Source organism: Nocardioides pinisoli (assembly GCF_024199985.1).
GTDB lineage: Bacteria > Actinomycetota > Actinomycetes > Propionibacteriales > Nocardioidaceae > Nocardioides > Nocardioides pinisoli.
In genome coordinates this window covers 87,708-106,375 of sequence record NZ_JANARS010000009.1, presented here as the reverse complement: position 1 = coordinate 106,375, position 18,668 = coordinate 87,708, and the positions used below count along the sequence as shown (strand labels likewise).

The window sequence follows — 18,668 nt, the reverse complement described above, 5'->3', positions numbered from 1 at the left end:
GTCTGATCTTCACCCGGCTGGGCAGGTCTTGTGGGCCGTTTGGTGAAACGCGGAGCGCAAGATGCGGGGCCTGACTGCGCGCCGGCGAAGTTGATGCCGTGACTTGCAGGCAGTACAGGCTTGGAGATCAGGCCGATCGCAACGGACGACGAGCACCTGGCGGCCAGTCGTGTAGATGCTGCTGGCGGTACTGATCCCCTGGTTGCCGTCGCCCAGGAGCTTCACCACCTACGTTCGACCGAGCCAGCCTCATCCCCCTTGACAAGGGCGAGCCAGTGCTGCGACTGCACTTTCTCGAGGGACATGCCCTCATCCAGCGCGACGCACTCGGCCTTCAAGAACGCTCGTGCATTAGCAATGCGCACGCTTTGCGCGGGGGCAGCTCGTACGACGCGTCGTGATCGGTTGTTTGGGCTGTGAGCTGGCTCTCGGCACACCGAGAGCCCGGTAGACCGAAGCCCCGCACCGCTGACCGAACGTACCCGTCAGTTTCATCCCCTTTACCTTGTTTCGCGGACACGGCAGCGCCGCGTTGTTACGGTCGCGGCTCACCGCCAAACAAGGGGATCACCATGAAGCGCAGCATCATCGCGCTGTCCATTGTCGCGCTCGGATTCACGGCATCCAGTTGTGCCGTTCCGGACGAGGGCGCCGACAGCGGCAGCGGCGAGAAGTCGAAGAGTGGCAAGGCCGCGAAGCCGGACGTCAAGGTCCAGGCCGCCGCGATCATGAAGGAGTATGAGGAAAACGAAGCCGCTGCTGACGGCAAGTACAAGGGCAAGACGTTGCAGGTCTCGGGCGTCATCGACAAGATTGACACCGAGTTCATCGACGACGAGCAGTACGTCATCAATATCGGCGGCGGTGGCCAGTACGAGATCTTCACGGTCAACTGCGACGACCAGAAGGCCAAGACGGTCTCCAGCATGAAGAAGGGCCAGAAGATCACCGTCGTCGGTGACTTCGAGGACGGTGGAGACCTCGGCGTCGAATTGGAGAACTGCGTCGTCAAGTAGGTCCATCAACGCGCAGCGGGCCGCCGGTCGCTGACTCGCGGCCTGCTCGCGGAAACCGGACCCGACGCTTCGGTCGAATAGTTGTTATAGGTCGGCCACCAGGAGTCAGATGCCAGTGCGAGCAAGTGATGATCACTGATCGGCTCACCCGCCACCTCAGCCTCCTGCGGGGCGCTTGCCGTCTCGTGGGACGCTCCGGCGGAGCAAGGCGACCGTGGCCGACCTTAACCTGGACGGCACCTAGGACCGCACAGGGACCACCACCTACGACGCGCACGCTCGTTACGGGGCAAGAACTAGGCGGACGACGGCACCTTTTAGACGTTGGCATCCGGGAGTCGCGAAGGACATCGTCTGTCGGAAGCTCCTTAGCGACCTCGGCATTCCGGTCGGCGACCTTTGCGGCGCGATGCTCACAGTGCTGTGCAGGCTGGAGAAGGAGGCGGAGTCGTAAATCCGAATGTAGTTAGCCGAATTTCGCTTAGATCTCTCGAAAGCAAAGACATGCCCCGGTGTCCGTAGAGACACTGGGGCCAGTCGCACACACCGGCATGCAAACGGGGGCTCGATCTTGGGTCTTCTTTGGCGCGCTCATGACATGAACGAAGAGAGACTCATGAAGAAGATCATCATCGCCCTGACCACCCTGTTCGCCGTGGTCGTCCCTGTCACGACCGCGTCGCCGGCCTCGGCCTCGCCCCGCTCGCAGGCCGTCAGCATGGCGTACGGCTACCTCCAGACCATGCCCTTCTCCAAGGGTGGGCTGGCCGACCAGCTTGAGTACGAGGGGTTCAGCCCCGCCGTCGCCAACTGGGCCGTCAGTAACATCCGGGTCAACTGGCGCAAGCAGGCGGCACGGATGGCGAAGAACTACCTGCGCACGATGCCCTTCTCCTGCTCCGGTCTGATCGACCAGCTCGTGTTCGAGCAGTTCTCCTACGCCAACGCCTCCTACGGCGCCAACCAGACCCGCGCCTGCTGACCCGTCCCGCACCTACAACCGAAAGAGAGCCCACATGAGCACCGACGCCACCGTCACGCCCGACACCCAGCCCAAGAAGAAGCGCCGCATTTTCCTGTGGTTCTTCCTCGCCGTGCAGGTGCTGTTCATCATCTGGATCATCGCCGGCATCGGCAGCGCTGGGGGCGACGCCACCGACTGCGGGTCGCTGTCGCAGGAGACCTGCAACGACGCCCGTGACGTCGGCACCGGCATCGGAGTCGCCCTCGTCGTCGGTCTCTGGATGGTCGTCGACTTCCTCCTCGGCGTCGGCTACGCCATCTACCGACTGGCGAAGCGGCCCTGATGAGCGCCGCAACGCCCGTTCCCGAGAAGGGCACGCTTAGCGCGGCCCGCGCATCCCGGACCCCGAAGAACGACATCACCGCGCTGTTCGCCCTCGGCATCCTGCTGCTGGTGTTCGGTCTCGGCCTCATGGTCGGCAACTGGCCGGGCGTGGAGCCCGGATACTTCGGCCCCCGCGAGACCGGAAACGAAGGTGGCGCCATCGTCGGCGCTCTCATGGCCGGCGTCGGGCAGATCCTGCTGTTCATCGCGATCATCGCGACCGGCGTACGCCTAGGTATCAGGGCCGACTAGACCATCCCGGGAGAGGTCAGGTGGGGCCCCGCCTCTCCAGTAGCAGCGCTCCGATTGGCTCGGCACTCGGGGCCAACCTGCTCAGGAGGACGGGGGGACCAGTTTCATCCGCCGCGTCGAGCCGGACGAGCCATTTCTGCGCCTGCACTTTGCGAGTGGCATGCCCTCGTCCAGCGCGGCGCACTCAGCCTTGAAGATGGCGAGTGCAACCGCAATGCGCACCATCTGAGTCTGAGTGAGGTCGTAGGGAGCGACGACAATTGGCTGTTTGGGCATGGCGGAAACCCTCCTTCCAGCTGTGCGGCGGGCTTGAGATGCACCGTCACGCGGACCCTCGATCGGACCGCTGCAGGGCCTGCTGAGAGGCGACGGAGAGCCAGGTCGGCTGGGACGCGGGACGAACGAGCAGTCCCACTTCCCGACCTTCGGCAGGGCGGTGCAGCGAGCGGGGGCTAGACTTCTCACGCCGACATCCCATGCGGGAGAGTCACCGCGACCGGACCACGACCGGTTAAGGCGCGCCGAAGGGGCAATTCCTCCCCGGAACCTCTCAGGCACCCGGACCGCACTGGGTTGGCACTCTGGAGGTCACCGGGCTGACAGAGGGGGAGGTCCAGCGATGTGACCTCAGGGAGCCCTCGTGCCCGACTCCACCCCGACCTCCGCCGCCGACCCGACCGACGGGCTGGGCGAGTTCGTCGCCCGCCACATCGGCCCTGACGACGCCGCCGTCGCCCGCATGCTGGAGGCCATCGGCCACGAGTCGCTCGAGTCGCTGATGACGGCCGCCGTCCCGGGAGGGATCCGGTCGGCCTCCGCGCTCGACCTGCCCGACCCGCTCGACGAGGAGGCCACTGCCCGGGCCCTGCGGACCCTGGCCTCGCAGAACCGCCCGGCGGAGGCGATGATCGGCCTGGGCTACCACGCGACCATCACGCCCCCGGTGATCCGGCGCAACGTGCTCGAGGACCCGTCCTGGTACACCGCCTACACCCCCTACCAGCCGGAGATCTCGCAGGGCCGCCTCGAGGCGCTGCTCAACTTCCAGACCGTCGTGGCCGACCTGACCGGCCTGCCCACGGCCAACGCCTCGCTCCTCGACGAGGGCACCGCTGCCGCGGAGGCGATGACGCTCGTACGCCGCGCCCAGCGCACCGCCACCGGCCCGTTCGTGGTGGACGCCGACGCACTGCCGCAGACGATCGACGTGGTGCGCACGCGAGCCGAGGGGATGGGCATCGAGGTCGTCGTCGCCGACCTGGCCGATGGCCTGCCCGACGGCGACCTCTGCGGCGTGCTGGTCCAGTACCCCGGCGCCTCCGGGGAGGTCCGCGACCCGCGGCCGGTCATCGACGCCGCCCACGAGCGAGGTGGCCTGGCCGTCGTGGCCGCCGACATCCTGTCGCTCGCCCTGCTCGAGGCGCCCGGCACCTTCGGCGCCGACGTCGTGGTCGGGTCGTCCCAGCGCTTCGGCGTACCCCTCTTCTACGGCGGCCCGCACGCCGGTTTCATGTCGGTCTCGGCCGGTCTCGAGCGGCACCTGCCCGGTCGGCTGGTGGGGGTGTCCATCGACGCGGAGGGTCGTCCGGCCTACCGCCTCGCCCTGCAGACGCGCGAGCAGCACATCCGCCGGGACAAGGCGACGTCCAACATCTGCACCGCGCAGGTGCTCCTCGCCGTGGTCGCATCGATGTACGCCGTCTACCACGGCCCCGCCGGGCTGCGGCGGATCGCGCAGCGCACCCACGACCACGCCAGCCGCATCGCCGAGGCGCTGCGCGCCGGGGGAGTCGACGTCGTCAACGCCACCTGGTTCGACACGCTGACCGTGGCCGTGCCGGGCCGTGCCGGCGAGGTCGTGGCGGCGGCCCGCCAGGTCGGGCTGCACCTGCGGCTGGTCGACGTCGACCACGTCGGCCTGTCGACGTCCGAGCGCACCAGCCCGTCGACGGTGGCGGCCGTGCTGCGCGCCTTCGGTGTCGCGCCCGGTGGCGACGACGCCCCGTCGGGCCTGCCCGAGGACCTGCGCCGCACCACCGAGTTCCTCACCCACGAGGTCTTCAACTCCCACCACAGCGAGACGCAGATGCTGCGCTACCTGCACCGGCTCTCCTCGCGCGACTACGCCCTCGACCGCGGCATGATCCCCCTCGGGTCGTGCACGATGAAGCTCAACGCGACCACCGAGATGGAGCCGGTCAGCCTGCCCGGCTTCGCCGACCTGCACCCCTTCGCGCCCGCCCAGGACGCCACCGGCTACCGCGAGCTCGTCGACGACGTCGAGCGGTGGCTGGCCGAGGTCACCGGCTACGACAAGGTCTCGGTGCAGCCCAACGCCGGCTCGCAGGGCGAGCTGGCCGGCCTGCTGGCGATCCGCGGCTACCACCTGGCCAATGGCGACGTCGGCCGCAACGTGTGCCTGATCCCGTCGTCGGCGCACGGCACCAACGCCGCGTCCGCGGTGATGGCCGGGATGAAGGTCGTCGTGGTCAAGGCGTCCGACGACGGCTCCGTCGACCTCGACGACCTGCTCGCCAAGTGCGACCAGCACGCCGACACGCTCGCCGCGATCATGGTGACGTACCCCTCGACGCACGGCGCCTACGAGGACACCATCACCGACCTGTGCAAGATCGTCCACGACCACGGCGGCCAGGTCTACGTCGACGGGGCCAACCTCAACGCGCTGCTCGGCTGGGCGCGTCCGGGCGAGTTCGGCGGCGACGTCTCCCACCTCAACCTCCACAAGACGTTCTGCATCCCCCACGGCGGCGGCGGCCCGGGCGTGGGGCCGGTGGCCGTGCGCGCCCACCTGGCGCCCTACCTGCCCTCGCACGGCTGGCACCCGGAGGCCGAGAAGCGCCACGGCATCGGCCCCATCAGCGCTGCGCCCTACGGGTCGGCCGGCATCCTGCCGATCACGTGGGCCTACATCCGGATGATGGGCGCCCAGGGGCTGACCCGCGCGACCGCGGTCGCCGTCCTCTCCGCCAACTACATCGCCAAGCGCCTCGAGGACCACTTCCCGGTGCTCTACCGCGGCCACGGCGACCTCGTCGCGCACGAGTGCATCCTCGACCTGCGCGGCATCACCAAGGCCAGCGGTGTGAGCGTCGACGACGTCGCCAAGCGGCTCGTCGACCACGGCTTCCACGCACCCACGATGTCGTTCCCGGTCGCGGGCACGCTGATGGTGGAGCCCACCGAGTCCGAGGACCTCGCCGAGATCGACCGCTTCTGCGACGCGATGATCGCCATCCGGGGCGAGATCGCGCGCGTCGAGGCGGGGGAGTGGACCCCGGAGGACTCGCCGCTGCGCCACGCACCCCACACGGCGCGTGCGCTCGTCGGTGACTGGGACCGCCCCTACTCGCGCGAGGTCGGCGTCTTCCCCGGTGGGATCGACCCCGACAAGTACTGGCCGCCGGTGGCACGCATCGACCAGGCCTACGGCGACCGCAACCTCGTGTGCGCCTGCCCGCCGCCGGAGGCGTTCGCGCAGGACTGAGCATCTCGGCGGTCGGGGGCCTAGGGTCGTCCGCGTGAGCGACCAGCGCCAGCGCCTGCTCGACGTCGCGCAGGCCGAGGGCCGGCTGACGTCGGTGGTCGGTGCCGTCCTCGACCGCTACGGCGCGGTCTGGGCGGGCGGAGCCGGCCAGGCGCCCGGGCTGGACGGCCAGTACCGGATCGGTTCGATCACCAAGACGATGACGGCCGTCCTGGTCGTGCAGGCGCGCGACGAGGGCCTGCTCGACCTCGACGACCCGCTTGCCGTCCACCTGGGCGACGTCGGCTACGGCGAGGTGACGGTCCGAGACGCGCTGGCGCACTCCTCGGGGATGCAGAGCGAGCCCCGCGGGCCGTGGTGGGAGCGCACCCGGGGGACCGACTTCGCCGCGCTGGCAGCGGCCAACGACGGTAGTGGGCGGGTGGCGCCGCCCGGCGCGTGGTTCCACTACTCCAACCTCGGCTACGGCCTGCTCGGCGAGGTCGTGGCCCGCCGGCTCGGGGCGCCGTGGCGGGCGCTCGTGGCCGAGCGCCTGCTCCAGCCGCTGGGGATGCGGGCGACCTCCTACCTGCCGCGTCCCGGCGCGCAGCCGGGGTGGAGCGTGGACCACTTCACCGGGATCCGCGTCCACGAGCCGCTCACCGACACGGGCGCCATGGCCCCGGCCGGCCAGCTGTGGTCCACGCTGGTCGACCTCGTGACCTGGGGCCAGGTGCTCGGCGGCGCGCGACCGGACGTGCTGTCGCCGTCGTCTCTTGAGGAGATGCAGCGACCCGTCACGCCCGACTACGGGCTCGGCCTGATGCTGGGCATCCACCCCGGCGGACGGTTGGTGGGCCACAACGGCTCGATGCCGGGCTTCCTCGCCGCGCTCCACGTCGACCCCGACAGCGGCATCGGTGCGGTGGTGCTCGCCAACGCCACCACGGGCATCGACCCGCGCGAGCTCGCCGTCTCGCTCATCGACGGCGACCCCGACGCCGAGGACGCCCGGCCGGCACCGTGGCGCCCGACCGTCGCCGTCCCACCGGAGGCGCACGGCGTGCCGGGCCTGTGGTTCTGGGGCAACACCGCCTACGACGTGCGCTGGCACAACGAGGGGCTCGAGCTGCGCGCCATGGCGCGCGGCAACGTCGTCACCGACCGCTTCGAGCCGGTTCGCGGGACGCTGGTGGGCGTCTCGGGCTACCACCGCGGCGAGCGGCTCGACGTCGTACGTCGCCCGGACGGCTCGGTCCACCACCTCGAGTGCGCGACGTTCGTCTACACCCGCACGCCCTACGACCCGGACGTCGACATCCCGGGCGGCCACCCCCGCTGAGCGGGCGCCCTGCTCAGACGCCCTGCGACACGCTCGACATGTTGAAGTCGGGGATGCGCAGGGCGGGGGTCGCGGTGCGGGAGAAGTAGTCGTCGCCCCACTCGCGGCTGAAGCTCGGCACCGTCTCGGTCGCGCCGCTGAAGCGGTTGAGCAGGTCGATGGGGCTCTCGTTCCAGCGGAAGTTGTTGGCCGCACCGACGATCTCGCCGTCCTCGACGACGTAGACGCCGTCGCGCGTGAGGCCGGTGAGGAGCATCGTCTGCGGGTCGACCTCGCGGATGTACCACAGGCAGGTGAGCAGCAGCCCGCGCTGGGTGCCGGCGACCATCTCCTCCACCGAGCCGGCGCCGTCGCCCACCTCGAGGACGAGGTTGTCGATCATCGGGGTCACCGGCTGACCGGTCATGCCGGCGGAGTGGCGGGTCTGGAGCAGGCCGGTCAGGAGGCCGTCGCGGATCCAGTCGGTGCGCTCGAGCGCCAGTCCGTTGTCGAAGACCGAGTCGGTGTTGTCGGACGCGCCGGCGATGACGAACGGAGCGCACTCCAGGCCGGGGTGGGCCGGGTCGGAGAAGAGGCTGACGCCGGGGGCCGCCACCTTGTCGCCGATGCGGGTGCCCCCGCCGCGACGGCTGTAGACCGACTCGCCCTCGTGGGCCACGCGGGCGCCGGCGCCCCAGTAGGCGTCGATCATCAGGTCGGCGACCGACGAGGGCGGCAGGATCGTGTCGTAGCGCCCGGCGGGCAGGTCGATGCGGCGCTCGGCCCACGCGAGGCGCTGCGCCACCGTGGCGGCCATCGCCGCGGCGTCGACGTCGCGGAAGTCGCGGGTGGCCCCGCCGGTCCAGGCGCTGCGGGTCAGGGAGGTGTCCTTGCCGGTGCACGCGTAGTGACCGGTCGGCTGCACGTGCCGCAGCCGCAGGCCGCGGCTCGACCCGAGGTAGGTGGTGGCGACGTCGTGGTTGACGAAGCCGTAGAGCAGCCGGTCCTCGGCGGTGGCCTGGGCGAACGCCTCGCCGAGGGCGGGTGCGAAGGCGTCGTACACCCCGATGTCGGTGGTCTCGGCCTCGGTGTCCCAGTCGGGCGAGGTCGCGTCGGCGACGAGGTCGGCGGCGTCCTCGGCGGGGGAGCCGGCGCGCGCGGCGGCGTCGGCGGCCTGCACGATCGCGGTGACCTGCTCGGGCGTCGCGGCGCTGCCGGAGACCGAGCCCGTCGCGGTGCCGCCCGGGACGCCGGCGAAGCTGACCACGGTGACCGACACCTCGGTCATCACGCCGTTGGTGGTCAGCGTGTTGTTGGCCCAGCGCAGGTTGGCGCTGGTGACGTCGCGGACGATCGCGATGCAGTCGTCGGCGGTCGAGGTCGCGAGTGCGTGCTCGACCAGCTGCTGGGGAGTGGAGGTCATCAGTGGCCTGCCTCGTCGATGGTGTTGAGGATGTTGACCCCGCGGAAGAGCGCGGTGGGACAGCCGTGGCTCACCGCGGCGACCTGCCCGGGCTGGGCCTTGCCGCAATTGAACGCACCGCCGAGGACCCAGGTGTCCGGGCCGCCGACCGCCTCCATGGAGCCCCAGAAGTCGGTCGTGGTGGCCTGGTATGCCACGTCGCGGAGCATGCCGTCCAGCTTGCCGTCGGTGATCTTGTAGAACCGCTGACCGGTGAACTGGAAGTTGAAGCGCTGCATGTCGATGGACCACGACTTGTCGCCCACGACGTAGATCCCGCGCTCCACCCGACCGATGAGGTCGTCGGTGCCGAGGTCGTCGGTGCCGGGCATCAGCGAGACATTGGCCATGCGCTGGATCGGGATGTGACCGGGTGAGTCGGCGTAGGCGCAGCCGTTGGACCGGCCCCCGTTGAGCTCGGGCTTGAGGTGCCCCATCGAGCGGTCGAGCTGGTAGCCCACGAGCACGCCGTCGCGGACGATGTCCCAGCTCTGGGTCTGGACCCCCTCGTCGTCGTAGCCGACGGTCGCGAGGCCGTGCTCCTGCGTGCGGTCGCCCTGCACGTTCATCACGGGGGAGCCGTAGCGCAGGGTGCCGAGCTTGTCGTAGGTGGCGAACGACGTGCCGGCGTAGTTGGCCTCGTAGCCCAGGGCCCGGTCCAGCTCGGTCGCGTGGCCGATCGACTCGTGGATGGTGAGCCACAGGTTGGAGGGGTCGACGACGAGGTCGTAGGTGCCGGCCTCGACGCTGGGGGCCTTGAGCTTCTCGGCGAGGAGCTCGGGGACCTCGGCCAGCTCGGCGTCCCAGTCCCAGTGGGAACCGGTGAGGTACTCCCAGCCGCGTCCCACGGGCGGCGCGATGGACGCCATCGAGTCGAAGATGCCGGACTGCTCGTCCTCGCCGGTGGCCTCGAACCCCGGCTGGAGGCGTACGCGCTGCTGGGTGGTGCGGGTGCCGGACAGGTCGGCGTAGTACTTGTTCTCCTGCACCTGCTGCAGGAAGGCGGTGGCGTGGGCGACGGCGGCGCCCGTGCGCAGCCGGTCGGTCCAGTCGACGAGCAGGGCTGCCTTCTCCGGCGTCGGTACGTCGAGGGGGTTGACGTCGTAGCCCGAGACCCAGGTGACGTCGTCGTGCACCGGCTCCGGGGCGAGCTCGACCGGGGTCGTGGTCATCGCTGCGGCCACCTTGGCGACGGCGACGGCCGTCTCGGCGACCCGGCGCGCCTCGTCGTCGGTCAGGACGACCCCGGAGGCGAAGCCCCAGGCGCCCTGGTGGACGACGCGGACGGCGAACCCCAGGTCCTCGGCGTCGCTGGCGGTCTGGAGGACGCCGTCGCGGGCACCGAGGTACTGGTAGCGGTTGCGCTCGAGGCGGAAGTCGGCATGGCTGGCACCGAGCTCCTGGGCCCGCGCGAGGGCCACCTCGCCGAGCCGGCGGTGCGGCAGGTCGTTGAAGGTCGGGTCGAGCCCGGGCGCACTCATGGGGACGAACCTAGCCGAGGCCGCAGGCGGGTCACGCCCGGCTCACCGACGTACGGCGTCGACGTCAGGGGTGGTGGTCGTGGGGCTGCCGGTGGCCATGACGTACGCCGTTGACGCGACCGGCGCGGCGGTCTGCCGCCGGCGGCGGGTGGGGACGGCTGCCTAGGCGAGGGAGAGCGAGGTGCGGCTGCCGGTGCGCCCGCGGTGGACACGCAGCTGGGTGGGGATGCGCGTCTGCAGCTCGGGCACGTGGCTCACCACGCCCACCACCCGCCCGCCGTCGCGCAGGGTGTCGAGGGTGTCCATGACGTCCTCGAGGGTCTCGGCATCGAGCGAGCCGAACCCCTCGTCGACGAAGAGGGTGTCGAGGTCGGCGCCGCACGCCTCCTGGGTGATCACGTCGGCGAGCCCGAGAGCGAGCGCCAGCGAGACGACGAAGGTCTCGCCGCCCGACAGGGTCGCCGGGTCGCGGCTCTCACCGGTCCAGTCGTCGCGCACCAGCAGGCTGAGTCCGCCGCGCGTCTCCCCGGCGCCGCGTCGGCCGGTGTGGACGAGGGAGTAGCGGCTGTCGCTCATCGTGGACAGGCGCAGGTTGGCGGCGTCGACGACCTGGCCGAGTCGGTGGGCCAGCACGTAGGCCGACAGGCGCATCTGGTGGCGGTTGTCGGGGTGCTTGCCCTCGACGAGGGCCGCGAGGTCGGCGACCAGGTCGAGGTCGGAACGGACCGGCGCCCACGCGGCGAGGGCGGTGCGGATCTCGCCGGCGAGGTCGCGCAGGCGGCGGGTGCGCTCGCGGAGGACGAGGTCGCGGTGGCGCGCCGCCGCGGCCGCCTCCCTCGCGCGGCGGTGCGCCTCGGCGAGCCGGTCGAGGTCGGGCGCCTCGGCTGCGGCCGCCCGGACCAGGTCGTCGTCGGCCAGCAGCGCGCCGGTGCGGGCGAGCTCGCGCTCGTGCTGCTCGATCGTCGCGACCAGCGCGGCGAGGTCGGCCTCCGAGAGCCAGGCGGCGGCTGCCTCGGCGGACGAGGCGAAGCCGGCGTCACCCGCCGCCCGGTCGGCGGCCTGCTGGGTGCTGTGGGCCGTGGCTCGGGCGCGCTCGAGGTCTGCGGCGATGTCGGTGCAGCGCCGGGCGAGGGCCTCGACCTGCCGGTGGTGCGCGGTCAGCGCGTCGAGGTCGGCCCCGTCGGGCACGACCGCGCGGACCTGCTCGCGCAGCGCGTGGAGGCGGGCGTCGAGCACTGCTGCCTCGGTGCCGAGCCGGGACGCGGACGAGGCGAGCGCCTCGCGCTGACGCGCGAGGTCGTCGCGCTCGGCGAGCAGGGCGTCGTGCCGGGTGGTGAGGGACTCGACGGAGGCCGTTGCGGCACGGGCGTCCTGGACGCGGGCCCGCAGGTCGGCCTCTGCGGCGAGCAGGCGGTCGGTCGTGTCACCGGCCTCGGCGAGGGCGGTGGCGAGCCTGGTCTCGAGCCCACGCACCTGCTGGGCGTGGGCCTCCACGACGACCTCGAGGTCGTCCACCTCGCGACGCGCCTCGCGCTCGGCCGCCTCGTCGGGGGCGCCCGACGCGGGGGAGGCGGGGGAGGGGTGCTCGGCCGAGCCGCAGACGGGGCAGCAGGCGCCGACGGCGAGCTTGCGCGCGATCTCCGCAGCCATGCCGTCGAGCCGCTGCTCGCGGATCTCCACGAGCGCCTCGCGGGCGAGCAGCCGCGTCTGGGTGGCGGCGGCGAGGTCGAGCCGTGCCGTCGACAGCTCGGTCGCCAGCTGCTCCGCGGTGCGGGCGGCGCCCACCCGCGTCCGGAGGACCTCGAGCTCGCGGTCGAGCGTCGGCACCTCCGCGGCCGCGTCTCGGGCGGCCACGAGCCGCGGAGCGAGCTCGGCGAGGGACAGCGGCACCTGCTCCTCCCGGACCGCCAGGCGGGCGAGCTGGGCGGCGGCGTCCTCACGGTCGGCGGTCGTCAGGTCGAGCTGTGACTGCAGCTCGGCGGCCTGGCGTCGGAGCGGGCGCACCCGGGCGAGGTCGTCGAGCGCACGCGTGGCCGCGCGGTGGTGCTCGGCGACCGCTGCGTGGTCGGCCGCCGGCGCTCCGGCGAGCTCGCCGAGCGAGGTGACGGCCGCGAGGAGTCGCTGGTCGAGGTCGGCGACCTCGGCGCGCGAGGCGGATGCGAGGTCGTGGAGGGACATGGCAGCGGCGGCGCGCTGCGCGCGGTCGGCGCGCCGGACGCGGTCGGCGTGCTCGGTGGCGGCGGCCTCCAGCGCGTCGCGGTCGCGTCGTGCGGCGGCGTGGGTGGCCTGCAGCTCGGCGAGCCGCCCGCCGGCGGCGCTCCCGGCGGCGGCATCCTTCTCGGCTGCGGCCGCGGCCTCCGTCAGCACCGCCTGCTCGCGCGACGTCGCCTCCGCCGCGTCACCCAGCCCGACGACCCAGTCGCCGAGCACGTCGGGGTCGGTGGGCCAGTCGTCGGGCGCCCGGTCGTCGCCGACCTCGCTGACCCGGCTGACCAGGTCGGCGACCGCAGTGCGGTGGACTTCCGACTCACGCCGCAGTGCCACCCGGCGGTCGCGCAGCCAGCGCTCGGTGCGGTCGAAGCGGCCCGTCTGGAAGACCTGCTGGAGGAGGGCGTGGCGCTCCTCGGAACGAGCGCGCAGGAACGCCTGGAACCGGCCCTGCGGCAGCATCGCGACCTGGCAGAACTGCGGGAGCGTCATGCCGACCAGGCGGGTGACGAGGTGGCCGGTCTCGTCGAGGCGGGTGCTGAGGGGGTGCCAGAGGTGCTGGCCGTCGTCGGCGGGGCGGCGCTCGGAGATGACGACGCGGGCCTGCTCGGTGGTGGTGCCGGTGCCGCGCTTCTTGGGCCGGGTCCATGCAGGCGAACGGTCGATGCGGAACCGACGCCCGGACAGCGTCGCCTCGAGCACGACCCGGGGCGCGACGTCGTCGGCGGCGTGGTCGGAGCGCAGTCGCTTGGCTGCCGCGCGGTCGCCCGGGACGTCGCCGTAGAGCGCGAAGCAGACGGCGTCGAGGACGCTCGACTTGCCTGCCCCCGTGGGTCCGCTGAGCAGGAAGAGCCCGGCGTCGGACAGCGCGTCGAAGTCGATCGAGACCGGGTCGGCGAACGGCCCGAAGCCGACGACGCGGAGGTGGTGCAGCCTCACGTGACACCGCCCGGGGTGTCGGGCGCGGCACCGACGAGCACGTCCTGGTCGGGGTCGTGGCAGCAGGCGTCGATCGCCTCACGCAGCAGGGCGGACTCCTGCGGCGTGGCCCGCGACCCGCGCACGTGCCGCACGAAGTCGAGCGCGATCGCGTGGTCACTCGTGCCGGCGGCGGGCCGCGGCGGCGTGCGGGCGTCGAGGGCGGGCGACGGGAACTGCAGCACGAGCGTGTGGGGGAAGCGCCGTCGCAGCAGCTCCATCGCGCGGACCGGACGTCGCTCGTCGGTGAGGGTCACCTGCAGCCAGTCGCGCTCGTGAGCGGCCAGCGCGTGGTCGCCCAGCAGCTGCTCCAGCGTGCCGGAGAGGCGGGCCAGGCGGCGCGGCACCGGGGCGTCGACCCAGGTCGCCGACGCGAAGCCGGTGGCGTCGAGGTCGACGAGCCACGACCCCTTGACCTGGTCGGCCTCGGAGAACGAGTAGGCCAGCGGCGACCCGGAGTAGCGCAGCCGGTCGTCGAGGACGTGGGGGCCGTGGAGGTGGCCGAGAGCGGTGTAGTCGACGCCGTCGAACAGGCTGGTCGCGACGCGGGAGACGCCGCCGACGCTGATGTCGCGCTCGGACTCCGACGGTGTCGCACCCGCCACGAAGGCGTGGGCGAGCACCACGCTGCGGGTGGTCGCCGGACGGGTGGCGAGGTCGGCGCGGACCCGCGCCATGGCCACGGACAGCGCCGCCTCGTGGCTGCGTCGGGGCAGGCTCCAGGGCTCGAGCAGCGCCGACGGGTCGAGATAGGGGATGGCATGGATCGCGACGTCGCCGTGGCGGTCGGGGATCAGGACGGGGACGCCGACCGAGGACGCGTCGGTGCGGACGAAGACGCCCGCCGCGTCCATCAGGCGCGAGCCGAAGCCGAGGCGCCGGGCACTGTCGTGGTTGCCGCTGCTGACCACGACCCGCGCGCGGGAGGCGGCGAGGCGGGCGAAGGCGTCGTCGGCCAGCGCGACCGCGTCGACGTGGGGGAGGGCGCGGTCGTAGACGTCACCCGAGACGACGACCACGTCGACCTGCTCCTCCTCGACCACCTCCAGCAGGTGGTCGACGAACGCACCCTGGTGGCCGAGCAGGTCCTCGCGGTGGAAGGACCTCCCCAGGTGCCAGTCGGAGGTGTGGAGGATGCGCACGGGACGACGTTAGATCGCCGCACCGACACCGACGGGTCCACCACGCCGCCCGGGACGGGTCAGTAGCGCACGGTGCGGCCCGCGGAGGTGAAGCCCCACAGGTCGATGGACGCCTCGGCGGCGAGCCGGGCGGCCAGGCTGGTCGGCGCGCCGACGGCGACGATCGCCCCGATCCCGGCCGCGGCGGCCTTCTGCACCAGCTCGAAGCCGACGCGCCCGCTGAGCACCAGGCACGCGGAGGCGACCGGCTCGCCGGCGAGCACCCTGGCCCCGACGACCTTGTCGACGGCGTTGTGCCGACCGACGTCCTCGCGCACGATCGACACCGCGCCGTCGGCGTCGGCCAGCCCGGCCGCGTGCACGCCGCCGGTGCGGGCGAAGAGCGTCTGGCGCTCCCGCAGCGCCTCCGGCAGGCGTCGTACGACGGACGCGTCGGGGCGCGGACCCGACCACGGACGCGCCGTCCGGGTGGCGAGCGCCTCGACCACGCTGTCCTTGCCGCAGACGCCGCAGGCCGAGGTCCCCGCCGACGAGGCCTCGTGCCGGTGGGGGAGCGCGAGCGGACCGGCGACGGTCACGGTGACGACGTTGAACTCCTGCTCGGGAGCCAGGTCGGCGTCGGTGCAGTAGGCGACCTGGGCGATCCCCGTGGGCACGGCGAGCCCCTCGCCGACCAGCCAGCCGGCGGCGAGCTCGAAGTCGTTGCCGGGGGTGCGCATGGTCACCCAGGCCCGGCGCGGCTCGACCGACGCGGAGCGCACCCGGATCTCGAGCGGCTCCTCGGTGATGAGCCGGTCCTCGCGCCGCACCTCGGAGCCGTCCGTGTGCTCCACCACGCGCGTCCGGACCGACGGGCCGGGACGTCGCGCTCGTTGGGTCGTCACCCCTCGACACTAGCCCGGTGAGGGGTCCGCCTGGTGGCCGAGATCACCCCTTCGAGGATGCCGGACGGCGTGCTAGCCGTCCCTAGGATGTAAGAGCCGCAATGGGGCGGCTACTTCTTACACCGCTTGCTCATCACGTGAGGGCCGGACGCCATCGGAAGGACAGACCTCCATGAACCCGCAGCTGCACCTGGCTCTCAGCCTCGTCGACTCGCGAGCGCGCTCCGGTGAGGACCGCGCACTCCTGCGCAACGTGGAGATCGCCCGCCGTGAGGAGCGCCGTGCCCGGCGCGCCGCGCGTCGTACCAACCGCTGACACCCCCTCAGCAGGCGTTCGCGGCGACCCCACCGTCGGGGACCGAGCACCCTGTCGGAGCCTGCGCTCTGGCAGGGTGTTCGTCATGACGGACGACACGCTGCGCAGCGTCGAGCTCACCCGGATCGGGCGGGCGCGGTTCAAGGCGACCAACGCCCGGGGCGGCGAGACCTTCTTCGGGACCGGGGGAGAGGACCCGGACTTCACCCCGGTCGAGCTGCTGCTCGCCGCCATCGCCGGCTGTAGCGCGCTCGACGTCGAGGCCATCACCCACAAGCGCGTGTCGAGCACGACCTTCGACGTGCACGCGGAGGGCCAGAAGGTCCGTGACGCCGACGGCAACCACCTGACCGGGATCCGGGTGTCGTTCGACGTCGCGTTCCCCGAGGGCCCCGAGGGCGAGGCCGCCCGCGACCGCGTGCAGGCCGCCATCGAGATGTCGCGCGATCGGCTGTGCACGGTCTCGCGCACCGTGCAGCTCGGCGAGCCCGTCACCTACGAGCCGGTGTCGGACGCAGGACCGCCGTCCTGAGGTCTGCCGTCAGGCGCACGGCACGACGACGAGCGTGGACGGAGGCTGCACCTCCGGCCCGTCGAGGTAGCTCTCCCAATGCACGTCGGTGGCGACGTAGCCGTGCTCCTGCAGCCAGTGCGACGCCTCGCCCAGGGCCTCGCCGATCGTGTCGTAGGGCCCGGTGTGCACGAGGCGCGCCGCCCGGCACGCTGGCAGGCTGGACGGCTCGACCTCGCCGTCCGGGACGACGGGGGCGTCCACTGGGAAGCCCGCCTCGAGGTCCCAGCCCGATTCGTCCATCGTCCAGTAGCGGGCGAACGGGGGTCCGGCGATCTGCCGTCCCTGACCGGCGGCCGCCCGGGCGACGGCCTCGAAGGTGTGGCCGAGGACGTCGGAGATGCTGTCCGGCGACGCCCGGCCCCGGATGACGGCTGTCGGCTGCTCGGGCAGGTCCACCACGGTGATCTCGTGCTCCATGGCACCGACCCTCCCGCGGGCTCGCGCCGGCACGGGAGGGCCCAAGGTCCCACCCGCCCGGGGACTGCCGCCCGGGCCCCTCGCCCGCCGGGGAGACGTGCCGGCGCCCGACCGGCGAGCGAGGTCAGCGAGCGAGGTCAGCGAGCGAGGTCAGCCGACGGTGACGCTCTCGATGGTGACGTCCTTGTTGGGGGTGCCGCCACCGGCCGGGTGGGCACCGTCGTTGCCCTCGGCCGCGATCGCGTCGATCGTCTCCAGGCCGGTCTCGTCGATGGTGCCGAAGACGGTGTAGTTCGGAGCGAACTGCGAGTCGCGGAACACCAGGAAGAACTGCGAGCCGTTGGTGTCGGGGCCCGCGTTGGCCATGGCGAGCGTGCCGGCGGGGTACGTCTCGTCGCCGCTGAGCTCGTCGGCGAAGGAGTACCCGGCGCCACCGGAGCCGGTGCCGGTCGGGTCGCCGCACTGCAGGATGCCGAAGCCCTCCTGGTCGCCGATGCGGGGGCACGGCGTGTCGTCGTAGAAGCCCTGCTCGGCGAGCGAGACGAAGGAGTTCACGGTGCACGGCGCGGCGGCCGCGTCGAGGGTGAGCCCGATGTCGCCGAAGTTGGTGGTGATCGTCGCGGGCACCGTGCCCTCCGACGGTGCCTCGGCGTCCGGCGCCTCGACCTCGCGCGCCGGCTCCTGGCCGTCCTCGGGGTAGTCGCAGGTGGTCGTCTCGCCGGCGGCGTCGGACGACTCGCTCGACGTCTCGGCCGAGGGGTCCGACGCGGTGTCCGACCCGTCGGCTTCGTTGCCGCAGGCGGACAGGGCGAGGACGGACAGGCAGGCGGCCACGGTGGCCAGTCGCTTCAGCATGCGGGTGATGGTAGCCAGCGGCCCTCCACCGTCCTGCGTCACATCTCCTCGTGGGTGTCAGGGTCGCCGCCGAAGAGCCGCCCGTCGGGCTCGGCGAGCCCGGAGACCGCGGCCATCTCGTCGGCGGTGAGCTCGAAGCCGAACACGTCGAGGTTCTGGGCCTGGCGGGCGGGATCGGCGGACTTGGGGATGGGCAGCGAGCCCAGCTGGACGTGCCAGCGCAGGATGACCTGGCCGGGGGACACGCCGTGCGCGTCGGCGGCCGCCGTGACCGCGTCCTCCTCGAGCGGCGCGCGCCGCTTGCCCATCGGGCTCCACGCCTCGGTGCGGATGCCGAGGCGCTCGTGCACCTCGCGCATGTGCTCCTGCGGGAAGCGGGGGTGCAGCTCGACCTGGTTGACGGCCGGCGTGACGCCCGTGTCGTCGATGATCCGGGTCAGGTGCTCCTCGGTGAAGTTGGAGACGCCGATGGAGCGCACCAGTCCGTCCTTCTGCAGCTGCACGAGCGCGCGCCACGCCTCGACGTACTTCCCCTGGCTCGGGTTGGGCCAGTGGATCAGGTGGAGGTCGGTGCGCTCGAGCCCGAGGCGCTCGAGCGACTCGCGCACGGACCGGATCGCGTCGTCGTAGGCGTGGTGGCGACCCGGGATCTTGCTGGCCACGACCAGATCGCCGCGCGGCACGCCCGAGCGGCGGATGGCCTCGCCGACCTCCACCTCGTTGTCGTAGTTCACCGCGGTGTCGACCAGGCGGTAGCCGGCCTCGATGGCGGTGCGGATCGCCTCGGTGCCGTCGTCGCCGCGCAGGGGATAGGTGCCGAAGCCGATGGCGGGGATGCTGGTGCCGTCGTTGAGGTCGTACGTCGGGATGTGGGCCATGCCCTCACCGTAGGCGCACCCGGGTGATGACCCGCGGCAACCTTTCGAC

16 protein-coding genes and 1 riboswitch are annotated in these 18,668 nt (G+C 72.2%); of the genes, 8 read left to right on the top strand and 8 right to left on the bottom strand.

Going from position 1 to position 18,668, the window contains the following annotated elements:
- The first annotated feature begins 572 nt into the window (after window positions 1-572).
- From NCI01_RS18580 to NCI01_RS18555, 6 genes are all read left to right on the top strand, one after another.
- The gene (locus NCI01_RS18580) at window positions 573-1,016 is read left to right on the top strand and encodes an OB-fold protein (RefSeq protein WP_254182977.1); all 444 of its coding nucleotides are present in this window, start codon (window positions 573-575) and stop codon (window positions 1,014-1,016) included.
- Between the two features lie 616 nt (window positions 1,017-1,632).
- The gene (locus NCI01_RS18575; RefSeq protein WP_254182976.1) at window positions 1,633-1,998 is read left to right on the top strand and encodes an Ltp family lipoprotein; all 366 of its coding nucleotides are present in this window, start codon (window positions 1,633-1,635) and stop codon (window positions 1,996-1,998) included.
- Window positions 1,999-2,032: 34 nt separating this feature from the next.
- Window positions 2,033-2,323 carry a hypothetical protein gene (locus tag NCI01_RS18570; protein WP_254182975.1) on the top strand — a complete coding sequence of 97 codons (291 nt, stop codon included), beginning with the start codon at window positions 2,033-2,035 and terminating at the stop codon, window positions 2,321-2,323.
- Window positions 2,323-2,616 (top strand): hypothetical protein, encoded by a 294-nt coding sequence (locus tag NCI01_RS18565; protein WP_254182974.1) that lies wholly within the window; start codon window positions 2,323-2,325, stop codon window positions 2,614-2,616. Before NCI01_RS18570 ends, NCI01_RS18565 begins: the two co-directional genes overlap by 1 nt.
- 469 nt (window positions 2,617-3,085) lie before the next feature.
- A riboswitch (glycine riboswitch) is annotated at window positions 3,086-3,192 on the top strand.
- 64 nt (window positions 3,193-3,256) lie between these two features.
- Window positions 3,257-6,124 (top strand): aminomethyl-transferring glycine dehydrogenase, encoded by a 2,868-nt coding sequence (gene gcvP, locus NCI01_RS18560; RefSeq protein ID WP_372495207.1) that lies wholly within the window; start codon window positions 3,257-3,259, stop codon window positions 6,122-6,124.
- 34 nt (window positions 6,125-6,158) lie between these two features.
- Window positions 6,159-7,445, top strand: a complete 1,287-nt coding sequence (locus tag NCI01_RS18555) for a serine hydrolase domain-containing protein (RefSeq protein ID WP_254182973.1) — start codon at window positions 6,159-6,161, stop codon at window positions 7,443-7,445.
- Window positions 7,446-7,458: 13 nt separating this feature from the next.
- On the opposite strand, the gene NCI01_RS18550 is transcribed toward NCI01_RS18555, so the two are convergent.
- From NCI01_RS18550 to NCI01_RS18530, 5 genes are all read right to left on the bottom strand, one after another.
- Window positions 7,459-8,847, bottom strand: a complete 1,389-nt coding sequence (locus NCI01_RS18550; RefSeq protein WP_254182972.1) for a metallopeptidase TldD-related protein — start codon at window positions 8,845-8,847, stop codon at window positions 7,459-7,461.
- Complete coding sequence (locus NCI01_RS18545; protein ID WP_254182971.1) at window positions 8,847-10,367, bottom strand: TldD/PmbA family protein; 1,521 nt, start codon at window positions 10,365-10,367, stop codon at window positions 8,847-8,849. The genes NCI01_RS18550 and NCI01_RS18545 overlap by 1 nt, the downstream gene beginning before the upstream one ends.
- A gap of 162 nt (window positions 10,368-10,529) precedes the next feature.
- Entirely contained in the window at window positions 10,530-13,514 is a 2,985-nt protein-coding gene (locus NCI01_RS18540; protein WP_254182970.1) for an AAA family ATPase, read from the bottom strand.
- A complete protein-coding gene (locus NCI01_RS22845) occupies window positions 13,511-14,695 on the bottom strand; it encodes an exonuclease SbcCD subunit D (protein WP_254182969.1) in 1,185 nt (394 codons plus the stop codon). Before NCI01_RS22845 ends, NCI01_RS18540 begins: the two co-directional genes overlap by 4 nt.
- A gap of 59 nt (window positions 14,696-14,754) precedes the next feature.
- Window positions 14,755-15,579 (bottom strand): formate dehydrogenase accessory sulfurtransferase FdhD, encoded by an 825-nt coding sequence (locus tag NCI01_RS18530; protein ID WP_254182968.1) that lies wholly within the window; start codon window positions 15,577-15,579, stop codon window positions 14,755-14,757.
- A 172-nt stretch (window positions 15,580-15,751) separates the two neighbouring features.
- Here NCI01_RS18530 and NCI01_RS18525 point away from each other — a divergent pair, with 172 nt between their 5' ends.
- On the top strand, window positions 15,752-15,895 hold the full coding sequence (locus NCI01_RS18525) for a hypothetical protein (protein WP_254182967.1): 144 nt from the start codon (window positions 15,752-15,754) through the stop codon (window positions 15,893-15,895).
- 85 nt (window positions 15,896-15,980) lie between these two features.
- Window positions 15,981-16,427 (top strand): OsmC family protein, encoded by a 447-nt coding sequence (locus NCI01_RS18520; RefSeq protein WP_254182966.1) that lies wholly within the window; start codon window positions 15,981-15,983, stop codon window positions 16,425-16,427.
- A 9-nt stretch (window positions 16,428-16,436) separates the two neighbouring features.
- Here NCI01_RS18520 and NCI01_RS18515 read toward each other — a convergent pair whose 3' ends face one another.
- The 3 genes from NCI01_RS18515 to NCI01_RS18505 form a co-directional block, all read right to left on the bottom strand.
- Complete coding sequence (locus tag NCI01_RS18515; RefSeq protein WP_254182965.1) at window positions 16,437-16,886, bottom strand: GyrI-like domain-containing protein; 450 nt, start codon at window positions 16,884-16,886, stop codon at window positions 16,437-16,439.
- A 150-nt stretch (window positions 16,887-17,036) separates the two neighbouring features.
- On the bottom strand, window positions 17,037-17,741 hold the full coding sequence (locus NCI01_RS18510; protein ID WP_302182277.1) for a peptidylprolyl isomerase: 705 nt from the start codon (window positions 17,739-17,741) through the stop codon (window positions 17,037-17,039).
- 38 nt (window positions 17,742-17,779) lie between these two features.
- Window positions 17,780-18,619 carry an aldo/keto reductase gene (locus NCI01_RS18505; protein ID WP_254182964.1) on the bottom strand — a complete coding sequence of 280 codons (840 nt, stop codon included), beginning with the start codon at window positions 18,617-18,619 and terminating at the stop codon, window positions 17,780-17,782.
- Between the last annotated feature and the right edge of the window lie 49 nt (window positions 18,620-18,668).

Coding starts and splice junctions, on each gene's coding strand:
- NCI01_RS18580 (WP_254182977.1), top strand. CDS start 573: ATGAAGCGCAGCATCATCGCGCTGTCCATTGTCGCGCTCGGATTCACG.
- NCI01_RS18575 (WP_254182976.1), top strand. CDS start 1,633: ATGAAGAAGATCATCATCGCCCTGACCACCCTGTTCGCCGTGGTCGTC.
- NCI01_RS18570 (WP_254182975.1), top strand. CDS start 2,033: ATGAGCACCGACGCCACCGTCACGCCCGACACCCAGCCCAAGAAGAAG.
- NCI01_RS18565 (WP_254182974.1), top strand. CDS start 2,323: ATGAGCGCCGCAACGCCCGTTCCCGAGAAGGGCACGCTTAGCGCGGCC.
- NCI01_RS18550 (WP_254182972.1), bottom strand. CDS start 8,847: ATGACCTCCACTCCCCAGCAGCTGGTCGAGCACGCACTCGCGACCTCG.
- NCI01_RS18545 (WP_254182971.1), bottom strand. CDS start 10,367: ATGAGTGCGCCCGGGCTCGACCCGACCTTCAACGACCTGCCGCACCGC.
- NCI01_RS18525 (WP_254182967.1), top strand. CDS start 15,752: ATGAACCCGCAGCTGCACCTGGCTCTCAGCCTCGTCGACTCGCGAGCG.
- NCI01_RS18520 (WP_254182966.1), top strand. CDS start 15,981: ATGACGGACGACACGCTGCGCAGCGTCGAGCTCACCCGGATCGGGCGG.
- NCI01_RS18515 (WP_254182965.1), bottom strand. CDS start 16,886: ATGGAGCACGAGATCACCGTGGTGGACCTGCCCGAGCAGCCGACAGCC.
- NCI01_RS18510 (WP_302182277.1), bottom strand. CDS start 17,741: ATGCTGAAGCGACTGGCCACCGTGGCCGCCTGCCTGTCCGTCCTCGCC.
- NCI01_RS18505 (WP_254182964.1), bottom strand. CDS start 18,619: ATGGCCCACATCCCGACGTACGACCTCAACGACGGCACCAGCATCCCC.